Below are 22,498 nucleotides of genomic sequence, written 5' to 3' on the forward strand. Positions count from 1 at the left end.
GAAACCGTTATTTCACGGCGCCGAAGGACAAACCGCGCACCAGCTGTTTCTGGCTGATCCAGCCAAAGATCAGGATCGGCGCGCAGGCCAGGGTCGAGACGGCTGACAATTTGGCCCAGAACAAGCCTTCGGGGCTGGAGTAGGAGGCGATCAGTGCGGTCAAGGGCGCGGCGTTGGACGAGGTCAGGTTCAACGACCAGAAGGCCTCGTTCCAGCACAGGATCAGTGACAGCAACACCGTGGAAGCCAGGCCGCCCTTGGCGATCGGCAGCAGCACCCGGACCATTTCCTGCCACAGCGTGGCGCCGTCCAGGCGCGCGGCTTCGAGGATGTCCTTGGGGATGTCCTTGAAGTAGGTGTAAACCATCCAGACCACGATCGGCAGGTTGATCAGGGTGTAGATGATGATCAGCGCGATGCGCGTGTCCAGCAGGCCAAGGCTCTTGGCCAGCAGGTAGATCGGCATCAGCACGCCCACCGGTGGCAGCATCTTGGTGGACAGCATCCACAGCAGCGTGCCCTTGGTGCGCTTGGTTTCGTAGAACGCCATGGAGTAGGCCGCCGGCACCGAAATCAGCAGGCACAGGGCGGTGGCGCTGAATGAAATCAGCACCGAATTCCAGGCATAGCTGAAGTAGTTGCTGCGCTCGTTGATGTGCAGGTAGTTCTCCAGCGTCGGCGTGAAGATGAACTGCGGCGGCGTGGCGAACGCGTCGATTTCGGTCTTGAAGCTGGTCAGCACCATCCAGAAGATCGGGAAGAAGATCAGGATCGCGATGGCCCAGGCCAGGGTGCCGAGCAACAGGCTTTGCAGGCGGCGGGATTGTTGAAGCGTCATGGCGCGGCCCTCAAGGCTTGTCAGTCAGGTTTTTGCCGATCATCCGCACCAGGATGATCGCCGCGATATTGGCGATGACCACGGCAATCAAGCCGCCGGCCGAGGCCATGCCCACGTCGAACTGCACCAACGCCTGGTTGTAGATCAGGTAGGCGAGGTTGGTGGAGGCGTAGCCGGGGCCACCGTTGGTGGTGGTGAAGATTTCGGCGAAGACCGAGAGCAGGAAGATCGTTTCGATCATCACCACCACGGCAATAGGGCGGGCCAGGTGGGGCAGGGTCAGGTGCCAGAAAATCGCGATGGCGCCGGCACCGTCCAGGCGCGCAGCTTCCTTTTGTTCCTGGTCGAGGGACTGCATGGCGGTCATCAGCAACAGGATGGCGAACGGCAGCCATTGCCACGACACAATGATGATGATCGACAGCAGTGGGTAGTGCGCCAGCCAGTCCACCGGCTCGGCGCCGAAGAACTTCCACACGGCGGCGAGAATCCCCGAAACCGGGTGGAAAATCAGGTTCTTCCAGATCAGCGCACCGACGGTGGGCATGATGAAGAAGGGCGAAATCAACAGCACCCGGACGATGCCCCGCCCCAGGAACTCACTGGCCTCCAGCAGGGCACTGATCAACACGCCGAACACCACGCTGATCAGCAGCACGCTGCCCACCAGCAACAACGTATTGGTGGCGCCGGGCAGGAAACCCGAGTCGGTGATGAAGTAAGTGAAGTTCTCCAGCCCGACGAATTGGTTCTCGCCGGGGTAGAGCAGGTTGTAGCGGATCAGTGAAAAGTACAGGGTCATGCCCAGCGGCACGATCATCCACAGCAGCAGCATGGCAACCGAGGGCGTGACGAGGAACCAGCCTGGGTTGGCCAGGCGGCTTTTGGGGGGTGTATTCATGATAATCAAGACCAGTGCGGAGCAAGGATCGGAGTGCGGTCAGTGTGGGAGGGGGCTTGCCCCCGATAGCGGTGTATCAGTCACAAAATCATCAACTGGTAGATTGCTATCGGGGGCAAGCCCCCTCCCACACTGAACTGTGGTGAGGCCCCGGTTACTTGGGGTAACCCGCCCGCTTCATTTCACGCTCGGTGGTGGTCTGCGCGGCGGTCAGTGCAGCATCGACCGTTTGCTGGCCGGTCAGCGCGCCGGAGAAGAACTTGCCGACCTGGGTTCCGATCGCCTGGAACTCAGGAATGGTCACCAGCTGGATACCGATATACGGCACCGGCTTGAGGGTCGGTTTGGTCGGGTCGGCGACTTTCAGCGATTCCAGGGTCACCTTGGCGAACGGTGCAGCCTTCATGTACTCGTCGCTGTAGGTCGACTTGCGCGTACCTGGCGGCACGTTGGCTACGCCGTCGGTCTTGGCGACCAATGCGCCATATTCCTTGGAGGTGGCCCAACTGGTGAACACCTTGGCGGCGTCCTTGGCCTTGGAACTGGTCGGGATCGCCAGGCTCCAGGAGTACAGCCACGACGTGCCTTTGTCGGTTTTTTCGTGGGGGGCAAAGGTGAAACCGACATGGTCAGCCACTTTGCTTTGGGTCTTGTCGGTGACGAACGAGCCGGCGACGCTCGCGTCGACCCAGATCGCGCACTTGCCGCTGTTGAACAGCGCCAGGTTCTCGTTGAAACCGTTGCTGGAAGCACCCGGCGGGCCGGATTTCTTCATGTTGTCGACGTAGAAGTTCAGCGCGTCCTTCCACTCGGGGCCGTTGAATTCCGGCTGCCATTTCTCATCGAACCAGCGCGCGCCGTAGCCGTTGGCCAGGGTGGTGATCAGCGCCATGTTTTCACCCCAACCTGCTTTGCCACGCAGGCACAGGCCGTATTGCTCTTTGCTCTTGTCGGTGAGTTTGGCCGCGAATTCGCCGATCTGGCTCCAGGTCGGGTGCTCGGGCATGCTCAGCCCGGCGTTCTTGAACAGGTCGGTGCGGTAATAGGTGATCGAGCTTTCAGCGTAGAACGGCAAGGCGTACAGCGAGCCCTTGACGGACAAACCGTCACGCACGGAAGGGAATACGTCGTCGAGGTCGTAGGACGCCGGCAAGTCCTTCATCGGTTCGAGCCAACCCTTGGCGCCCCAGAGTGCGGCTTCGTACATGCCGATGGTCAACACATCGAACTGCCCGCCCTGGGTGGCGATGTCGGTGGTCAGGCGCTGGCGCAGTACGTTTTCTTCGAGCACCACCCAGTTCAGCTTGATCTCCGGATGCTCGGCCTCGAAGGTTTTCGAGAGCTTCTGCATGCGGATCATGTCGCTGTTGTTGACGGTGGCAATGGTCAGGGTTTGCGCGCCAAGGCTGACGGCGCTGAGGGTCATACAGGTACAGGCAAGCAGAGCTTTTGCTGTGAACTTCATCGCGCACTCCATTTCCGCGCCCAGGGGCTACAGAAGGACAGTTATTGTTGTTGTGTCTTCCTACGAGCAGTCAGGAAGAGTGTGCGTTGATTACAGCCTTCAAACGGGGCTGTGACAAATCCTTGGGAACACTTGGACTGATACTTTTTTGCACTCGAGGATCGTGTCCACTACGTGGGCGCGATCACCATTAGGCCAGGTTCTGCTCGGTCAAGCGCTGTACCGCCAGGCGGCGGTAGTGAGAGGGTGTCATGCCCTTGAGCTGCTGAAATCGCCGGTTGAAATTGGAGATGTTGTTGAAGCCCGATTCAAAACACACATCCGTCACGGCCTTGTCGCCATCGGCCAGCAGCTCGCAGGACTTGCTGATGCGCAGCCGGTTTACAAACTCGATAAATGTGCGCCCGGTCGCCTGCTTGAACACCCGGGAAAAGTACGTCGGCTTCATCCCCAGGTGTTCCGCCACTTCCTCCAGGGGCAACTCGCGCGCGTAGTGGGCGAAAATGTAGTCCACCGCGCGGTTGGTGCGGTCGATACTGTGTTCATCGGCCAGTTGCGGCGTGGTCACACCGGACAGCAGGTGGTAGTCCTCACAGCTACTCAGCACTTCCAGCAAGATGAAGAAGTGCCCCAGGCGCGCCATGCCCTGGGCGTCTTCGATACGTTGCATCAGGGTCATGGCCTGGGCGATGGTTTTTTTGCAGCGGAACTCGATGCCGTATTGAGCGCGCTCCAGCAACGGTGCCAGCATTTTCAGTTCGGTAAAAATGTGGCTGCCCTGCTCGAACAGCTCATCGGTGAAGTTCACCAGCATGTCGCGCTTGGGCACCACTTCGTCTTCCTCCACCTGGCTGATCCAGTTGTGGGGCAGGTTGGGGCCGGTGAGGAACAGGCTTTCCGGATAGAAGTTGCCGATGTAGTCGCCGATAAACACCTTGCCCGAGCTGGCGACGATCAGGTGCAGTTCGTATTCCTTGTGGAAATGCCAGCGCACCAGCGGGCAGGGGAAACCATGCTGGCGATAGATGATGGACAGACCGTTGTGATCGTCCATCAGCTCGTAGGAAGGGTCGGTGATTCGCGTTGCTCGGGTCATGCTGCCGTCGCTTTATTGTGGTTGCTGCTTGGGATAATGCCCCCTCGCGCACGACCTCGCCAGCGCCGGCGTTTACACGGTCCGGTTTTTTGCCTCGATCCATTGGGACATGTACTGCGTACTTTTATGGGCGTGGTGGCGCAGCATGCTGCCCGTGAAGTTGTCCCGACGGTGGGCGGCGAGATGGCTGCGGCAGCGTTCCAGGCTCTCCACCAACGCGGGACCATGCACGTTTTGGTCATAGCGGCGCGCCAGCAGCTGGCGGCCGTGCTCCTGGGCCTGGGTCCAACGCTCGCGGTCCTGGTACAAACTCACCGCGGCGGCGGCCAGGGCGGCGGCGCTCGGTTCGATCACGCCAGGCCAGGGCTGTTCATCGCCCATGGCCTCGGCACCCACCGGCGTGGTGATGTTGGGTGTGCCGCACAGCATCGCATCGGCCAACTTGCCCTTGATGCCCGCGCCAAAGCGCAAGGGCGCCAGGCAGATACGCGCAGCGGTCATCACTTGCAGGGCATCCTCGGCCCAGTTCATCACGTGAAAGCCTTGCGCTGGATTGTGCAGTGCGGTGGCCTTGGGCGGGGTGTAGGCACCATAGATATGCAGTTGGGCGCCCGGCAGTTGCTGGCGAATCAGCGGCCACAGGCTGTTCTTCATCCACAGCACGGCGTCCCAGTTCGGCGCGTGGCGGAAGTTGCCGATGCTGAGGAAGTGCGCACGCTCCTCGAACGGTACGAAGGCGTCGGTTGGCGGCGTCATCATCAACGGGCACCAGTGGAGCAGGGCGGCCGGTACCTTGAACTGTTCGGTGAGCAGGCGGATTTCCACGTCGGAGATCATCAGGCTGATGTCGCAGCGGTAAATCGCGGCGATTTCGCGCTTGGCCAGGTCGGTGTCGGCCATCAGTTGGAATTCTTCCTCCAGGGCCGGGGCAAACAGCGCAGTGAAGTCGTCGCTGCCCGGATGGGCCTTGAGGTGCGCCTTGAGACGCTGGTGACGGGCGTCGCGCAGGCTTTGCAGGTCGGCGGTTTCCAGCACGCGCAGGGCGTCGGGGCAGCATTTCTCCACGCGCCAGCCAAACTGCTCTTCCATCATGAAACGGTCGAACAGCACGATGTCGGGGGATAGTTCGCGGATAAAATCGTCGAAACTGCTGTTATTGAGCTCAATCGCGCATTCGGCGATGCCCAGCGCAAGCAGGTCGGCCTTGTGCTCGCCCAGCGCTGCGGGGCTGCTGAAGGTAATGTCCCAACCTTGCGTAAGAAACATTTCGAGAATCTGCATCATGTGCCCGCCCGCGGCCGAGGAACGCGGCTCCGGCCAGACATAACCAATGACCAGGACTTTGGTGGCGGGCTGATTCATCAACAACGGTTTCCTTGGAGGGCAGGCGCAAAGCGCGCAATTAAACCACAACCGCGTGGCATGACAATTTGTGTCTGGCGGTAGGTAGCCACGGCACTTTGTGGTTAACTTCCGCCTCTCGAATTCGTTTAACCAAAACCCAGCATAAGGATTCTGTTCATGGCTCAAGTCACCCTTCGTGGGAACCCTGTCCAGGTTGAAGGCGAATTGCCGAAAGTCGGCTCTGAAGCTGCAGACTTCACCCTGACCGCCGGCGATCTGTCGGATGCAACCCTGGCTACCTTTGCCGGCAAGCGCAAAGTGCTGAATATCTTCCCAAGCGTCGACACCCCGACCTGCGCGACTTCGGTACGCAAGTTCAACGCCCAGGCCAACGAGCTGAACAACGCCGTTGTGCTGTGCATCTCCACTGACCTGCCATTCGCTCAGGCGCGTTTCTGCGGCGCCGAAGGCCTGGAAAACGTGAAGAACCTGTCGGACTTCCGTGACCCTGGTTTCGCAGTCGATTACGGCGTGGCAATTACTGATGGCCCACTCAAAGGCCTGACCGCCCGTGCTGTCGTGGTACTGGACGAAAACAACAATGTGCTGCACAGCGAACTGGTTTCGGAAATCGGCCAAGAGCCGAACTACGAAGCGGCCCTGGCTGTTTTGAAGTAACTGTTTCGGCGCATTACTGTCGTTTTGCAGTAACACGTTCGATACATGATTGCGGCCTGGCCTAGTCCAGGCCGTTTTTATTTGCATGTCAGGCGCTTAGCGAAATAGCTGTCGGACTAAGCCGCAGAAGTTAAAAGTTGTAAGCCCAAGGTAAATAGCCGGTAAAGGCGCTTTTCTTAAAGCGCTCCAGTGCTTATCTTTCAGCCTCCCGAAGAAGAAGCTCTCGCGCCCAATGGTTGATCACTCCATGCAATCCTCCCCCCGCAACTCCCGCCGCTGGCTGTTCGGCCTGCTCGTGCTGCTGGTTATCGCCGGCCTGTGCTGGAAATTCTGGCCAAGCGGCGCCGCCCACAAAGACGCACCAGCCGGGCACACCGGCAAAACCGGCATGGCGCGCCCGGGCTTCGGCGGGTCCACCGGCCCGGTGCCGGTGCGTGTGGCGCCGGCGGTGCTGGGGGAGTTCCCGGTGTACTACAAGGCCTTGGGCACGGTCACCGCGCTCAATACCATCAATGTGCGCAGTCGGGTGGGCGGCGAGCTGGTCAAGATCGCTTTTGAAGAAGGGCAGATGGTCAAGGCCGGCGACCTGCTGGCCGAGATCGACCCGCGCAGCTACCAGAACGCCTTGCTCCAGGCCCAGGGCACGCTGATGCAGAACCAGGCCCTGCTGAAAAACGCCCAGGTCGATGTCGAGCGTTATCGTGGCCTATATGCCCAGGACAGTATCGCCAAGCAAACCCTGGACACCGCCGAAGCGCTGGTCCTGCAATACCAGGGCACGGTCAAAACCAACCAGGGCGCGGTGGACGACGCCAAGCTCAACCTCGAGTTCACCAGGATCCGCGCGCCTATCAGCGGTCGCGTCGGCTTGCGCCAGGTCGACGTGGGTAACCTGGTGGCGGCCAACGACACCACCTTCCTGGCCGTGATCACCCAGACCCAACCGATCAGCGTGGCCTTCACCCTGCCGGAAAACACCCTCGAAACCGTGCTCGCCCGTTATCGCGCCGGCAACAAGCTGCCCGTGGAAGCCTGGGACCGTGGCGACGTGAAACAGCAGGCCACCGGCGTGCTGCAGAGCCTGGACAACCAGATCGACGTCACCACCGGCACCCTGAAATTCAAGGCGCGTTTCGATAACAAGGACCAGGCGCTGTTCCCCAACCAGTTCGTCAACGTGCATTTGCTTGCCGATACCTTGCACAACGTGGTGCTGGCGCCGTCCGCCGCGATTCAGTTCGGCAACACCGGCACCTTTGTCTATAAGCTCGATGGCGACAAGAAGGTCAAGGTCCAGCCGCTGGTGGTGGGGGACACCGATGGCGACAACACCGTGATCAAGGAAGGCCTGGTCGCCGGCGACCGCGTGGTGCTTGAAGGCACCGACCGCCTCAAGGACGGCAGCGAGATCGAAGTGGTCAACGACAGCAGCGAAGTGCCGACGACGCCAACCGAACACCTGCAAGGCAAGCCAGCTGCTAAAGGGGAGACCGGCACCACCGCCGGCAAGGCGCAAAAGGTCGGTTCATGAACCTGTCGCGGCTGTTTATCCTTCGCCCGGTCGCCACCACGCTGAGCATGCTGGCGATTGTTTTGGCCGGCATTATTTCCTACCGTTTGTTGCCGGTCTCGGCGCTGCCCCAGGTGGATTACCCGACAATCCGGGTGATGACCCTGTACCCCGGCGCCAGCCCCGATGTGATGACCAGCGCGGTCACCGCGCCGCTTGAGCGCCAATTCGGGCAGATGCCCGGCCTGACCCAGATGGCGTCCACCAGTTCCGGCGGTGCGTCGGTGCTGACCCTGCGTTTCAACCTCGATGTCAATATGGATGTCGCCGAGCAACAGGTGCAGGCTGCGATCAACGCCGCCACCAACCTGCTGCCCAAGGATTTGCCGGCGCCGCCGGTGTACAACAAGGTCAACCCGGCGGATACCCCGGTGCTGACCCTGGCCATTACGTCCAAGACCATGCTGTTGCCCAAGCTCAATGACCTGGTCGATACGCGCATGGCGCAAAAGATCGCGCAGATCAGCGGCGTCGGCATGGTCAGCATCGCCGGTGGCCAGCGCCAGGCCGTGCGCATCAAGGTCAATCCCGAAGCCCTGGCGGCCAACGGCTTGAACCTGTCCGACGTGCGCACCCTGATCGCCGCGTCCAACGTCAACCAGCCCAAGGGCAACTTTGACGGCCCCACGCGGGTGTCGATGCTCGATGCCAACGACCAGTTGGTGTCGCCGCAGCAATACGCCGAACTGATCCTGGCCTACAACAATGGCGCGCCTCTGCGCCTTAAAGATGTGGCACAGATCGTCGACGGCGCGGAAAACGAACGCCTCGCCGCCTGGGCCAACGAAAACCAGGCCGTGCTCCTTAATATCCAGCGCCAGCCGGGTGCCAACGTGATCGAGGTGGTCGACCGCATCAAGGCGCTGCTGCCGAGCATCACCGACAACCTGCCGGCCGGCCTCGACGTGACCGTCCTCACCGACCGCACCCAGACCATCCGCGCCTCGGTCACCGATGTGCAGCACGAATTGCTGATCGCCATCGCCCTGGTGGTGATGGTGACGTTCCTGTTCCTGCGCCGGGTCAGCGCGACGATCATTCCGTCGATTGCCGTGCCGCTGTCGCTGGTGGGCACCTTTGGCGTGATGTACCTGGCCGGGTTCTCCATCAACAACCTGACGCTGATGGCCCTGACCATCGCCACGGGGTTTGTGGTGGACGATGCCATCGTGATGCTGGAGAACATCTCGCGCTATATCGAGGAAGGCGAGACGCCGCTGGCCGCCGCGCTCAAGGGCGCCAAGCAGATCGGCTTCACCCTGATTTCCCTGACCCTGTCACTGATCGCCGTATTGATCCCGCTGCTGTTCATGGCTGACGTGGTCGGGCGGCTGTTCCGCGAATTTGCCATCACCCTGGCGGTGGCGATCCTGATTTCCCTGGTGGTGTCCCTGACGCTCACGCCGATGATGTGCGCGCGTTTGCTCAAGCGCGAGCCCAAGGAAGAAGAGCAGAGCCGTTTCTACAAGGCCAGCGGTGCCTGGATCGACTGGCTGATCGAAGCCTATGGGCGCAAGTTGCAATGGGTGCTCAAGCACCAGCCGCTGACCCTGTTGGTGGCCATCGCGACCCTGGGCCTTACGGTGGTGTTGTACCTGGTTGTGCCCAAGGGCTTCTTCCCGGTGCAGGACACCGGGGTGATCCAGGGGATCTCCGAGGCGTCGCAGTCGATTTCATTCGCCGCCATGAGCCAGCGCCAGCAGGAACTGGCGAAAATCATCCTCACCGACCCGGCGGTGGAAAGCCTGTCGTCCTATATCGGTGTGGATGGTGACAACGCCACCCTTAACAGCGGCCGTTTGCTGATCAACCTCAAGCCCCACGGCCAGCGCGACTTGAGCGCGGCCCAGGTGATCACCCGCCTGCAACCGCAGATCGACAAGCTGGTGGGCATCCGCCTGTTCATGCAGCCGGTGCAGGACCTGACCATCGAAGACCGTGTCAGCCGCACCCAGTACCAGTTCAGCATGTCCTCGCCGGACGCCGACCTGTTGGCCCTGTGGAGCGGCAAGCTGGTGCATGCGCTGAGCCAGATGCCGGAACTCACCGACGTCGCCAGCGACCTGCAGGACAAAGGCCTGCAGGTGTACCTGGTGATCGACCGCGATGCGGCCTCGCGCCTGGGCGTCAGTGTGTCGACCATCACCGATGCCCTCTATGATGCGTTCGGCCAGCGGCAGATTTCCACCATCTACACCCAGGCCAGCCAGTACCGCGTGGTCTTGCAGGCCCAGTCGGGAGAAACCCTGGGCCCGGCGGCGCTGAACCAGATCCACGTGAAAACCACCGACGGCGGTCAGGTGCGCTTGTCCAGCCTGGCCCATGTGGAACAGCGCCAGGCGCAGTTGGCAATTGCGCATATCGGCCAGTTCCCGGCGGTGATGATGTCGTTCAACCTGGCCCCCGGCGTTGCGCTGGGCAAAGGCGTGGAGCTGATCAACCAGGCGCAGAAGGACATCGGCATGCCGGTGGGCGTGCAGACCCAGTTCCAGGGCGCGGCACAGGCTTTCGAAGCGTCGCTGTCGAGCACTTTGCTGCTGATCCTGGCGGCGGTGGTCACCATGTACATCGTGCTCGGTGTGCTCTACGAGAGCTACATTCACCCGATCACCATTCTCTCGACCTTGCCGTCGGCAGCGGTAGGGGCCTTGCTGGCCTTGCTGCTCAGTGGCAACGACCTGGGCATGATCGCGATCATCGGCATCATCCTGCTGATCGGTATCGTGAAAAAGAACGCGATCATGATGATCGACTTCGCCCTCGACGCCGAACGCAATCAGGGCCTGGACCCGCAGACCGCGATCTACCAGGCGGCGCTGCTGCGTTTCCGGCCGATCCTGATGACCACCCTGGCTGCGCTGTTCGGTGCAGTGCCGTTGATGCTGGCCACCGGCTCCGGCGCTGAATTGCGCCAGCCCCTCGGCCTGGTGATGGTCGGCGGCTTGCTGGTGAGCCAGGTGTTGACGCTGTTCACCACGCCGGTGATCTACCTGTACTTCGATCGCCTCGGCCGCCGCTGGCGTAAAGAGCCGCAAAGCCTGGAGCCGGTTGAGTCATGAACCTGTCCGGACCTTTCATCCGCCGACCGGTGGCCACCATGCTGCTGAGCCTGGCGATCATGTTGCTGGGCGGTGTCAGCTTCAACCTGCTGCCGGTGTCGCCGCTGCCACAGATCGATTTCCCGGTGATCGTGGTCTCGGCCAGCTTGCCCGGCGCCAGCCCCGAGGTGATGGCGTCCACCGTGGCGACGCCGCTGGAGCGCTCCTTCGGCGCGATTGCCGGCATCACCACCATGAGCAGTTCGTCGAGCCAGGGCTCCACCCGGGTGATCCTGGCGTTCGACTCCGACCGTGATATCAACGGTGCCGCGCGGGAAGTGCAGGCAGCCATCAATGCCTCGCGCAACCTGCTGCCCAGCGGCATGCGCAGCATGCCCACCTACAAGAAGATCAACCCGTCCCAGGCACCGATCATGGTGCTGTCGCTGACCTCGGACGTGTTGCAGAAGGGCCAGTTGTACGACCTGGCCTCGACCATCCTCTCCCAAAGCCTGTCCCAGGTGCCGGGCGTGGGCGAAGTGCAGATCGGCGGCAGCTCCCTGCCGGCGGTGCGTATCGAGCTGGAACCCAAGGCCCTCGACCAGTACGGCGTGGCCCTGGACGACGTGCGCAACACCATCGCCAATGCCAACCAGCGCCGGCCCAAGGGTTCCCTGGAAGACAATGAGCGCAACTGGCAGATCCAGGCCAACGACCAGTTGGAAAAGGCTAAGGACTACGAGCCGCTGCTGATTCGCTACCAGGACGGCGCTGCCTTGCGCCTGAAGGACGTGGCAAAGATCAGCGACGGCGTGGAAGACCGCTACAACAGTGGCTTCTTCAACAATGATGCGGCGGTGCTGCTGGTGATCAACCGCCAGTCCGGTGCCAACATCATCGAGACCGTCAGGCAGATCAAGGCACAACTGCCGGCGTTGCAGGCGGTGCTGCCGTCCAGCGTCAAGCTCAGCCTGGCCATGGACCGCTCGCCGGTGATCACCGCGACCCTGCATGAAGCCGAGATGACCCTGCTGATTGCGGTGGGGCTGGTGATCCTGGTGGTGTACCTGTTCCTCGGCAACTTCCGCGCCTCGCTGATTCCAACCCTGGCGGTGCCGGTGTCACTGGTGGGCACCTTCGCGGTGATGTACCTGTACGGTTTCTCGCTGAACAACTTTTCGCTGATGGCGCTGATCCTGGCCACCGGCCTGGTGGTGGACGATGCCATCGTGGTGCTGGAGAACATTTCCCGGCACATCGACGCGGGTGTGCCGCCGATGAAAGCCGCCTACCTGGGCGCCGAGGAAGTCGGCTTTACCCTGCTGTCGATGAACGTGTCGCTGGTGGCGGTGTTCCTCTCCATCCTATTCATGGGCGGGATCGTCACCAACCTGTTCCGCGAGTTTTCCATCACCTTGTCGGCGGCGATCATCGTGTCGCTGATCGTCTCGCTGACGTTGACGCCGATGCTCTGCGCCCGTTGGCTCAAGCCCCACGTGAAAGGGCAGATGACCGGCCTGCAGCGCTGGAGCCAGAAGATCAACGACCGCATGGTCGCCGGCTACGCCACCAGCCTGGACTGGGTGCTGCGCCACCGCCGCCTGACCCTGCTCAGCCTGTTGCTGACCATTGGTTTGAACGTGGCGCTCTACGTGGTGGTGCCGAAGACCTTTATGCCGCAACAGGACACCGGCCAATTGATCGGCTTTGTGCGCGGCGATGACGGCCTGTCGTTCAGCGTCATGCAGCCGAAGATGGAAATCTTCCGCAAGGCGGTGCTCAAGGACCCGGCGGTGCTCAGCGTGGCCGGCTTTATCGGTGGCAACAACGGCACCAACAATGCGGTGATGCTGGTGCGCCTCAAGCCCATCAGCGAACGCAGGATTTCTGCCCAGGCGGTGATCGAGCGGCTGCGCAAGGACGTACCGCTGGTACCGGGCGGGCGTCTGTTCCTGATGGCCGACCAGGACCTGCAATTTGGCGGCAGCCGTGACCAGACCAGCGCGCAGTATTCCTACATCCTGCAAAGCGGTGATCTCGCAGCGCTGCGCCTGTGGTACCCGAAAGTCGTGGCCGCCTTGCGTGAGCTGCCGGAACTGACGGCCATTGACGCCCGTGAAGGGCGCGGCGCGGCCCAGGTCACGCTGATTGTCGACCGCGACCAGGCCAAGCGCCTGGGCATCGACATGGACATGGTCACGGCAGTGCTCAACAACGCCTACAGCCAGCGGCAGATTTCCACCATCTATGACAGCCTCAACCAGTATCAGGTGGTGATGGAGGTCAACCCCAAATACGCCCAGGACCCGATCACCCTCAACCAGATGCAGGTGATTACCTCCAGCGGCGCGCGGGTGCCGTTGTCGACCATTGCCCATTACGAGAACAGCCTGGCGAACGACCGCGTCAGCCACGAAGGCCAGTTCGCCTCGGAAAACATCGCCTTCGACATGGCGCCTGGGGTTACGGTGGAGCAGGGCACGGCCGCGATCGAGCGGGCGATTGCCAAGGTCGGCCTGCCGGAAGACGTGATCGCCAAGATGGCCGGCACCGCCGATGCATTTGCCGCCACGCAGAAGGGCCAGCCGTTCATGATCCTCGGCGCTTTGGTGGCGGTGTACCTGGTGCTGGGCATTCTGTATGAGAGCTACATTCATCCGCTGACGATCCTCTCGACCCTGCCGTCGGCCGGTGTCGGCGCCATGCTCGCGATCTACCTGACGGGCGGCGAGTTCAGCCTGATCTCGTTGCTGGGTCTGTTCCTGCTGATCGGCGTGGTGAAGAAGAACGCGATCCTGATGATCGACCTGGCCCTGCAACTGGAGCGTAACGACGGCATGGGCCCGCTGGAGTCGATCCGCAGTGCTTGCCTGCTGCGTTTGCGGCCGATCCTGATGACCACCCTGGCGGCCATCCTCGGTGCCTTGCCGTTGCTGCTCGGCGCTGGCGATGGCGCGGAAATGCGTCGTCCTTTGGGCCTGACCATTATCGGTGGCCTGATCTTCAGTCAGGTCCTGACCCTCTACACCACCCCGGTGGTCTACCTCTATCTCGACCGCGCGCGCCACCGCTTCAACGCCTGGCGCGGCGTGCGTACCGATGCTGCCCTGGACACTGCGCTATGACCGATTCAACCTTTGCCAAATTGGCCATGATCCGTGGTTCCCGTGTTGCGAGTCTGGTGCTTTGCGGCGCACTGCTCAGCGCCTGCGCCGTCGGCCCGGATTACAAGCGTCCGGAAGTCGTCGAGCCCGCGCAATTCAAGGAAGCCCAGGGCTGGCGCCAGGCCACCCCCAGCGACTCGCTGGCCCGTGGCGCCTGGTGGGAGCTGTATGGTGATCGCCAGCTCAACGACCTGGTGCTGCGCCTGAATAATTCCAACCAGACCGTGGCCCAGGCCGAAGCGCGCTTTCGCCAGGCCCAGGCGCTGGTGCGCAGTTCACGCGGGGCGTTTTACCCGAGCGTCGACCTGAGCGCCGGTAAAACCCGTGCCAGCCAGGGCACCGGCAGCAGCAGCGCCAGCCTCAGCAGTTCCAGCAGCGGGATTCGCGACACGCTCAACGCACAGTTGGGCGTGAGCTGGGAAGCGGACATCTGGGGCAAATTGCGCCGTGGCCTGGAGGCCAACGAGGCCAGCGCCGAAGCCAGCTCGGCGGACTTGGCCGCGATGCGCCTGAGCCAACAGTCGGAACTGGTGCAAAGCTACCTGCAACTGCGGGTCATGGACGAGCAGACACGCCTGCTGCAAGCGACCCTGGAGACCTACCAGCGCTCCCTGCAAATGACCGAAAACCAATACCGTGCCGGCGTCTCCGGCAAGGACGCGGTGGCCCAGGCGCAAACCCAGCTCAAGACCACCCAGGCCAGCCTGATCGACCTGATCTGGCAGCGCGCCCAACTGGAAAACGCCATCGCCGTATTGATTGGCGAGGCACCGGCCAACTTCAACCTGGCGGTGAGCAAGGACATTCCGGCGCTGCCGCAGATTCCGGTCAGCCTGCCGTCGCAGTTGCTTGAACGTCGCCCGGACATTGCTTCGGCCGAACGCTCGGTGATCGCTGCCAACGCCAATATCGGCGTGGCCAAGGCCGCCTATTACCCGGACCTGACGCTGAGCCTGGCCGGTGGGTATTCCAGCAGCACCTATGCCGACTGGATCAGCCTGCCGAACCGCTTCTGGTCGGTAGGGCCGAAACTCGCCATGACCCTGTTCGACGGCGGCCAGCGCTCGGCGGAAGTCGACCGCACCGTGGCGTCCTACGACGAGACCGTGGCCAAGTACCGCCAGACCGTGCTCGACGGCTTCCGTGAAGTGGAAAACTACATGGTGCAGCTCAAGGTGCTGGAAGACGAGGCGGTAGTCAGCAACGAAGCGCTTGAGGCCGCCCGAGAATCGCTGCGCTTGACCCAGAACCAGTACAAGGCCGGGTTGATTGCCTACCTCGACGTGGTGACTGTCCAGGCCACTGCGCTGAGCAACGAGCGTACCGTGCTGACCCTGCTGCAGAGCCGCCTGGTGGCCAGCGTGCAACTGATCGCCGCACTGGGCGGTGGCTGGGATGGGCAGACGCCGATTGCCGAGAAGGATTGATCTTGAGGAGGACGGGGGTTCCTTGGCGGGGAGCTTGCTTATATAGCAGCTCCCCAATACAGGCCGCCGACCTAAATCCGTACCTCTGCTGCTATCAAATGCTACTAGCTCCCCTCCCGGAGGAAGGGCGGTTGTATTGGCATATATAAGAAGATTAGATTTCAAAGGGACGTATTTTAGAATTTCTCCTATCTCACCGGAGACTCTGAATTTTAAAAATCGAGTGTCCGAGTCTTTAATTTCGTACTCTTTTCCGGCTCGAGAACGATAGGTTACGACCTTGTTTTCAAAGCCATCTATTCTCCCCGCACACCTCATACTCTTCCCGGTTGTAGCAAAGATGAAGGCCTGCTAAAGGCGCATGGTTCGCTTCTTTTTGCTCAGTTATCCGAAGTGGGATAGCGCTTGGGCGTACCTGAAAACGCACGTGCCTTCGAGCCATGGCCCTAAATCATGTGGGTCTTCGAGCCAGTAGATTGGCGTCAAATTGCCATTAATGGCCTTCTGATAATTAATCAACTATCCAATAATTATTCTCGCTACAATCGCGCGCTTTGCCACTTGGCACGGGCGTTTCAGGTCCGATGCCCACGAGAAGTCCCATGCTCATCGGTAGTTATTCACCCTCGTTGGTCGTGATCTCCCTGTTTGTCGCGATCTTGGCTTCCTACACCGCGCTGGACCTCAGCGGCCGCATCGCGACGGCCAAAGGGCGCGCTGTTTATTTATGGATAGCCGGCGGTGCCCTGGCGATGGGCGTGGGGGTGTGGTCCATGCACTTCATTGGCATGCTGGCGTTGCGCTTGCCGTTCGCGCTGGGCTTTGACGTGGGTATCACCGGCCTGTCGTTGTTGATCGCTGTACTGTCCAGCGGCTTTGCGTTATGGCTGGTCAGCCAAGCCCGTTTGCCCGCCTGGCAACTGGCGTTCGGCGCGCTGGTCATGGGCAGCGGTATTGCCAGCATGCACTACACCGGCATGGCCGCGATGCGCATGACCCCGGGTATCGATTACGACCCCACGTTGTTCGGCGCTTCGTTACTGATCGCGGTGGCGGCTTCCGGTGCCGCATTGTGGATCGCATTTAACCTGCGCCGTAATACCCCGTTTGTGCGCCTGGCCCGAGGCGGGGCGTCGATGGTGATGGGGTTCGCCATTGTCGGCATGCATTACACCGGTATGGCGGCGGCACGTTTTGCCGATGAAAGCTTCTGCGGTGCGGCATTGGACGGCTTGAGCGGCAAGGGCCTGGATAACCTGGTATTGGTCACGACACTGGCGGTGCTGGCGATTGCATTGCTCACCTCGTTGCTCGATGCCCGTCTGGAAGCACGCACCGCCGTGCTCGCCGACTCGTTGTCCCTGGCCAACCAGGAACTGACTCACTTGGCCCTGCACGACATGCTCACAGGCCTGCCCAACCGCACGTTGTTGGCGGATCGCATTCAACAGGCCATTGAAGCGGTAAAAGAGCAGGGCGGTTGCTTCGCCTTGATGTTTATCGACCTGGACGGCTTCAAGCCGGTCAACGATGCTTTTGGTCATCACATGGGTGACCAGTTGTTGCGCGAAGTCGGCCTGCGCCTGCGCGAAGACCTGCGCAGCCATGACACCCTGGCGCGTATCGGCGGTGACGAGTTTGTCTTGCTGGTGCAGTTGACGCAGTCCGACGATGCCCTTGGCCTCGCCGAACGCCAGGTGATGCTGATCAACCGCGCGTTCCAGGTGGCCGAGCATGAGTTGAAAATTTCCGCCAGCCTCGGCATCGCGATGTTCCCGGGCAACGGTAACAACCCCCAGGAGCTGTTGATGAACGCCGACGCCGCCATGTACCACGCCAAGGGCATGGGCAAGAACGGCTACAGCTTTTTTGATGTGTCGATGAACACCAATGCGCGCAAGCAATTGCAGTTGCTGCAAGACCTGCGCAATGCCCTTGAGCAAGAGCAATTTCGTCTGTACTACCAGCCCAAGTTTGATGCGCTCAGTGGCATCCCGGTGGGGGCTGAAGCGCTGGTGCGCTGGGAGCATCCGCAACAAGGCCTGTTGTTGCCGGCCACTTTTATCGAGTTGGCGGAAAAAACCGGCTTGATCATCCCCATCGGCGAATGGGTGCTCAATGAGGCCTGTCGCCAAATGAGCGTATGGTACGCCCAGGGTTATGAGCACTGGCGTATCGCGGTGAACTTGTCGGCGTTGCAGTTCTGCCACGCCGGGTTGGTCAACAGCGTCGCCGGCGCACTTGCCCGGCACCGGTTGCCGGCTAACAGCCTGACCCTGGAAATTACCGAGACCACGGCCATGAGCGATGCTGATGCAAGCATGACGGTGTTGCAGCAGCTGTCGGACATGGGCGTGGACCTGTCCATCGACGACTTCGGTACCGGCTATTCGAGCCTGATGTACCTCAAGCGCCTGCCCGCCAACGAGCTGAAGATCGACCGTGGGTTTGTGCGTGACCTGGAGCACGACAGCGACGACGCGGCCATCGTCTCGGCCATCGTTGCCCTCGGCCAGGCCCTGGGGCTGCGGATTGTCGCTGAAGGGGTGGAGACGAATGTGCAGCAGAGCTTCCTCACGCGGCTGGGCTGCAACTCCCTGCAAGGTTACCTGCTCGGCCACCCGCTGCCGGCGGACAGCTTCATGGCCGATATCCAGCGCGCCGAAGACGCAGCGATGCCTGACAAAAGCCTTGCGTGACGGTTAGTATTGGATCCACCCCGTACACCCGCTTCGATCAGGAGACCGCACGCATGGACAAAGTTGTCATCATCACTGGGGGCAGTCGCGGCATTGGCGCCGAAACGGCCTTGCTGGCGGCGCGCGAGGGCTATCGCATCTGCATCAACTACCACTCCGACGAAAAAGCCGCCCATAGCGTCCTGGAACAGGTGCGCGGCCTGGGTGCCCAGGCCATTGCGGTGCGCGCGGATGTCAGCATCGAAGATGAAGTGATTGCATTGTTCCACCGTGTCGACGCCGAGCTGGGCCGCGTCACGGCATTGGTGAACAACGCCGGCACCGTGGGGCACAAGTCGCGGGTGGACGAGATGTCCGAGTTCCGCATCCTGAATATCCTCAAGACCAATGTGCTCGGCCCGATCCTGTGTGCCAAGCACGCGGTGCTGCGCATGTCGCCCAAGCATGGCGGGCAGGGCGGCAGTATCGTCAACGTGTCTTCGGTGGCCGCGCGCCTGGGTTCGCCGGGTGAATACGTCGACTACGCCGCATCCAAGGGTGCGCTCGACACCTTCACCCTGGGCCTGTCCAAAGAAGTGGCCGGCGAGGGCATTCGCGTCAACGCGGTACGCCCCGGCTACATCTTCACCGACTTCCACGCCCTGAGCGGCGACCCGGACCGGGTCAGCAAGCTGGAGTCCGGGATTCCCATGGCGCGTGGCGGTCGGCCGGATGAAGTGGCGGAAGCGATTATCTGGTTGCTGTCGGACAAGGCGTCGTATGCCACGGGGACTTTTTTGGATTTGGGTGGCGGTCGCTAGTGACGCAGTGCCTGCACCGGCGCCATCGGGGGCAAGCCCTCTCCCACACTTGAGAGTATTCACAGCTCAAAATGTGGGAGGGGGCTTGCCCCCGATAGCGTCAGAAAGCGCAACGCCACAACTTAAAACGACCGCACAATCCGCCCCAACGTCTCCATCGCCTTCTCCGAGGCCTCGGTCCATGGGCTGCCGTAGTTCAGGCGAATACAGTTTCTGAAGCGTTGCGTCGCCGAGAAAATCGGCCCGGGTGCAATGCTGATGCCTTGCGCCAGCGCCATCTGGAACAACTTCAACGAATCGGTCTGCTCCGGCAATTCCAGCCACAGGAAATACCCGCCGGCCGGTTGGCTCACCCGCGTCTGGGCCGGGAAGTAGCGGGCGATGGCGGCCAGCATGGCGCTTTGCTGTTCTTCCAGGGCATAACGCAGCTTGCGTAGATGCCGGTCATAACCGCCGTGCTGCAGGTAGTCGGCAATCGCCGCTTGTGCCGGCATCGAGGGGCACAGCGAGGTCATCAACTTCAAGCGCTCGACTTTCTGCGCATAGCGCCCAGCGGCCACCCAGCCGACGCGATAGCCCGGCGCGAGGCTCTTGGCGAAGGAACCGCAGTGCATCACCAGGCCTTCAGTGTCGAAGGCTTTGGCCGGTTTGGGGGCCTGCTGCCCGTAGTACAACTCGGCGTACACATCGTCCTCGATCAGCGGCACCTGGTGGCTACGCAGCAGTTCCACCAGCGCCTGTTTTTTCGCTTCCGGCAGTGTCGCGCCCATGGGGTTCTGGAAACTGGTCATGGTCCAGCAGGCCTTGATCGGGTAGCGCTCCAGGGTTTGCGCCAGGGCACCCAGGTCAATGCCGTCGCGCGGGTGTACGGGGATTTCCACCGCCTTGAGCTTCAGGCGTTCCAGCACTTGCAGGCAGGCGTAGAACGCCGGGGCCTCGATGGCCACGAGGTCACCCGGCTCGGTGACCGCTTGCAGGCACAGATTCAACGCTTCCAGGGCGCCGTTGGTGATCAGCAACTCCTCCATGGGCAGCATCAGGCCGCCGACCATATAGCGCAGGGCAATCTGCCTACGCAGTTGTGGGTTGCCCGGCGACATGTCGGTGACCACCAGGCGCGGGTCCATTTCGCGGCTGGCACTGGCCAGGGAACGGGCCAGGCGTGGCAACGGGAACAACATGGGGCTGGGGAAGGCCGAGCCGAAGGGCACGGTATTGGGGTCTTTGATTGAGTCGAGTACTGAGAACACCAACTCGCTGACATCGACTTCGGTGGACTCATGCACCTGCTCGCTCACCACCGGCTCGGAGAACGGGCTGGGGGCATGGGTGTTGACGAAGTAGCCGGAGCGCGGCCGTGCACGGATCAACCCGCGCCGCTCTAACAGGTAGTAGGCCTGGAACACCGTGGACGGGCTGACGCCATAGGTCTGGCTGGCATAGCGCACCGAGGGCACACGCTGGCCGGGGCCGAGCACGCCGGAGCGGATCAGTTCTGCGATGTCGTCGGCGAATTTTTCGTAGCGTTTCATTTTGGCCTTAAACAGATGTTTTGTATGAGTGGAGATCCCACTGTGGGAGGGGGCTTGCCTCTCCCACATGTGACCTTCATCATTTTTCGATACCGAGGTCTCAGCGGTTGAGCGGCGCCACGAATCGGCTATCGGCAAGGCTGTAAATGCTCGGTGCATCCACGTCTGTCACCTTGAACCGCAACGTCTGCGAACTGCTCGCCGGCTTGTCGGCCAGCAACGCCACCGAGACCGGAACGTCACTGATTTCACCAGGCGCCAGGCTGATCTCGGTCTTGCCCTGCAACTGGAAGTCTTCGGCATCCACCAGTTCCAGGCGGTATTCCTGGCGCTGCTGGGTCTTGTTAATGACCTTGAGGCTGTAGATGTTTTCGATCTGACCCTGGGCGTTCTCGCGGAACATGCCACGGTCCTTGGTCACGTCCAGCGAGACCATTGGCCGCTCCACCAGTGCCACCACCAGCGCGGCAATCATCACCAGCAACACGGCACTGTAGCCGATCAGGCGTGGCCTGAGCAGATGGGTCTTGCCGCCTTGCAATTGATGCTCGCTGGTGTAGCTCACCAGACCACGGGCATAGCCCATCTTGTCCATGATCGAATCACAGGCGTCGATGCACGCCGCACAGCCGATGCATTCCATTTGCAGGCCGTCGCGAATGTCGATGCCGGTGGGGCAGACCTGCACGCACAGCTGGCAATCAATGCAGTCGCCGAGGCCGACATCGGCCGGCGTGACCTCGCGTTTACGCGGGCCGCGATGCTCGCCACGGGCGCTGTCGTAGGAAATAGTCAGCGTGTCTTTATCGAACATCACGCTCTGGAATCGCGCATACGGACACATGTGCATGCACACCGCTTCGCGCAGCCAACCGGCGTTGATGTAGGTAGCACCGGTGAAAAACAGCACCCAGAACAGACTCACGCCACCCATTTGCCAGGTCAGCAGTTCGGCGGTCAGTGGGCGGATCGGCGTGAAGTAGCCGACAAAGGTCAGCCCGGTGAGCACGCTGATGCTCAGCCACAACGTGTGTTTGGCCGAGCGCCGCGCGAGCTTGTTCAGGTTCCAGGGCGCCGCTTGCAGCTTGATGCGCTGGTTGCGCTCGCCCTCGGTGACCTTTTCGCACCACATGAACAGCCAGGTAAACGAGCTTTGCGGGCAGGTGTAGCCACACCACACGCGACCGGCGAACACCGTGATCGCAAACAGGCCGAAGGCGCAGATGATCAGCAAAGCCGATAACAGGATGAAGTCCTGGGGCCAGAAGGTGGCGCCAAAAATATGAAATTTGCTTTCGGCCAAGTCCCACAGCACGGCTTGCCTTCCACCCCAGTTCAGCCACACGGTGCCGAAGAACGCCAGGAACAGAAAGCCCGCGCCGCCCACGCGCAAGGTGCGGAACAGGCCGGTGAAACTGCGGGTATGGATCAGGTTGTCGCTGGATTTGGCCTTCACCTTCTTTGGGTGCATCGGCTCAAAGGTTTCCACGGTTGGGATTCGTTCGCTCATGTCGTTCGCTCATCAGCCTCCATCAGGCCGATGAACTATGGGCGCCGGTCTGTTTGCATAACAGACTCAGGTGTGTCGATAAAAAGCGGATCAGATGGGTTTTGTACAGGCGCCTGCGTCAATGTGCTGCACCCCGTGGCTGAAGGGGTGCAGCCCTGTCAAAGCAGTACTGATACAGATCAATTAAATCAGCGAACCAGGTTCTTCAGCCTTTACATGTTGGCGGCCATCGTGGGCACCTGCCACCGTCAGGGCGTCGGCCTCGGCTTCGGTGATATAGATCCGCTCAGCTGCCAGTTCCACGTAAGACATGGATTTGTCGGTGTCGGTAACGATATTGACCCTTGTCGCCGGCACACTCTGTTCCTGGCCGTTGTCATCAAGCATGAAGTAGCACAGTTGGTTTTCGATACGTAGGGGCATGCCGATCTCCTTT

The 22,498-nt window shown here is 61.4% G+C and carries 15 protein-coding genes; 7 read left to right on the plus strand and 8 right to left on the minus strand.

From position 1 onward, the window contains the following. Nucleotides 1-7 precede the first annotated feature (7 nt). The 5 genes from M2397_RS14930 to M2397_RS14950 all read right to left on the minus strand — a co-directional run bounded on the left by M2397_RS14930 (nt 8) and on the right by M2397_RS14950 (nt 5,662). A complete protein-coding gene (locus M2397_RS14930; protein WP_048728032.1) occupies nt 8-838 on the minus strand; it encodes a carbohydrate ABC transporter permease in 831 nt (276 codons plus the stop codon). A 10-nt stretch (nt 839-848) separates the two neighbouring features. Next, nucleotides 849-1,739: a carbohydrate ABC transporter permease gene (locus M2397_RS14935; protein ID WP_131696566.1), complete on the minus strand. Its 891-nt coding sequence runs from the start codon at nt 1,737-1,739 to the stop codon at nt 849-851. 154 nt (nt 1,740-1,893) lie between these two features. Next, on the minus strand, nt 1,894-3,204 hold the full coding sequence (locus M2397_RS14940; RefSeq protein ID WP_145337318.1) for a sugar ABC transporter substrate-binding protein: 1,311 nt from the start codon (nt 3,202-3,204) through the stop codon (nt 1,894-1,896). A gap of 190 nt (nt 3,205-3,394) precedes the next feature. Beyond that, nucleotides 3,395-4,300: an AraC family transcriptional regulator gene (locus tag M2397_RS14945; RefSeq protein WP_131696564.1), complete on the minus strand. Its 906-nt coding sequence runs from the start codon at nt 4,298-4,300 to the stop codon at nt 3,395-3,397. Nucleotides 4,301-4,372: 72 nt separating this feature from the next. Beyond that, on the minus strand, nt 4,373-5,662 hold the full coding sequence (locus M2397_RS14950) for a glycosyltransferase (protein WP_259243835.1): 1,290 nt from the start codon (nt 5,660-5,662) through the stop codon (nt 4,373-4,375). 159 nt (nt 5,663-5,821) lie between these two features. Here M2397_RS14950 and tpx point away from each other — a divergent pair, with 159 nt between their 5' ends. From tpx to M2397_RS14985, 7 genes are all read left to right on the plus strand, one after another. Continuing rightward, nucleotides 5,822-6,322, plus strand: coding sequence for a thiol peroxidase (tpx, locus tag M2397_RS14955; protein ID WP_259243836.1), 501 nt, complete (start codon nt 5,822-5,824; stop codon nt 6,320-6,322). A gap of 232 nt (nt 6,323-6,554) precedes the next feature. Next, nucleotides 6,555-7,853, plus strand: coding sequence for an MdtA/MuxA family multidrug efflux RND transporter periplasmic adaptor subunit (locus M2397_RS14960; protein WP_145337321.1), 1,299 nt, complete (start codon nt 6,555-6,557; stop codon nt 7,851-7,853). Next, on the plus strand, nt 7,850-10,951 hold the full coding sequence (locus tag M2397_RS14965) for an MdtB/MuxB family multidrug efflux RND transporter permease subunit (RefSeq protein ID WP_259243838.1): 3,102 nt from the start codon (nt 7,850-7,852) through the stop codon (nt 10,949-10,951). Before M2397_RS14960 ends, M2397_RS14965 begins: the two co-directional genes overlap by 4 nt. Continuing rightward, entirely contained in the window at nt 10,948-14,055 is a 3,108-nt protein-coding gene (locus M2397_RS14970; protein WP_259243839.1) for an efflux RND transporter permease subunit, read from the plus strand. Before M2397_RS14965 ends, M2397_RS14970 begins: the two co-directional genes overlap by 4 nt. Further along, complete coding sequence (locus M2397_RS14975) at nt 14,052-15,521, plus strand: efflux transporter outer membrane subunit (RefSeq protein WP_131696558.1); 1,470 nt, start codon at nt 14,052-14,054, stop codon at nt 15,519-15,521. The genes M2397_RS14970 and M2397_RS14975 overlap by 4 nt, the downstream gene beginning before the upstream one ends. A 602-nt stretch (nt 15,522-16,123) precedes the next feature. Beyond that, nucleotides 16,124-18,220, plus strand: a complete 2,097-nt coding sequence (locus M2397_RS14980; protein WP_145337324.1) for a bifunctional diguanylate cyclase/phosphodiesterase — start codon at nt 16,124-16,126, stop codon at nt 18,218-18,220. A gap of 53 nt (nt 18,221-18,273) precedes the next feature. Continuing rightward, nucleotides 18,274-19,020, plus strand: coding sequence for an SDR family oxidoreductase (locus M2397_RS14985; RefSeq protein ID WP_184745760.1), 747 nt, complete (start codon nt 18,274-18,276; stop codon nt 19,018-19,020). A 122-nt stretch (nt 19,021-19,142) separates the two neighbouring features. On the opposite strand, the gene mapR is transcribed toward M2397_RS14985, so the two are convergent. The 3 genes from mapR to M2397_RS15000 all read right to left on the minus strand — a co-directional run bounded on the left by mapR (nt 19,143) and on the right by M2397_RS15000 (nt 22,485). Next, on the minus strand, nt 19,143-20,552 hold the full coding sequence (gene mapR, locus M2397_RS14990; RefSeq protein ID WP_027606390.1) for a GntR family transcriptional regulator MpaR: 1,410 nt from the start codon (nt 20,550-20,552) through the stop codon (nt 19,143-19,145). Nucleotides 20,553-20,652: 100 nt separating this feature from the next. Next, complete coding sequence (gene ccoG / locus M2397_RS14995) at nt 20,653-22,062, minus strand: cytochrome c oxidase accessory protein CcoG (protein ID WP_131696553.1); 1,410 nt, start codon at nt 22,060-22,062, stop codon at nt 20,653-20,655. Between the two features lie 183 nt (nt 22,063-22,245). Then, nucleotides 22,246-22,485: a DUF3203 family protein gene (locus M2397_RS15000; protein WP_092488595.1), complete on the minus strand. Its 240-nt coding sequence runs from the start codon at nt 22,483-22,485 to the stop codon at nt 22,246-22,248. Nucleotides 22,486-22,498 lie beyond the last annotated feature (13 nt).

Source organism: Pseudomonas sp. BIGb0381 (assembly GCF_024809815.1).
Lineage (GTDB): Bacteria > Pseudomonadota > Gammaproteobacteria > Pseudomonadales > Pseudomonadaceae > Aquipseudomonas.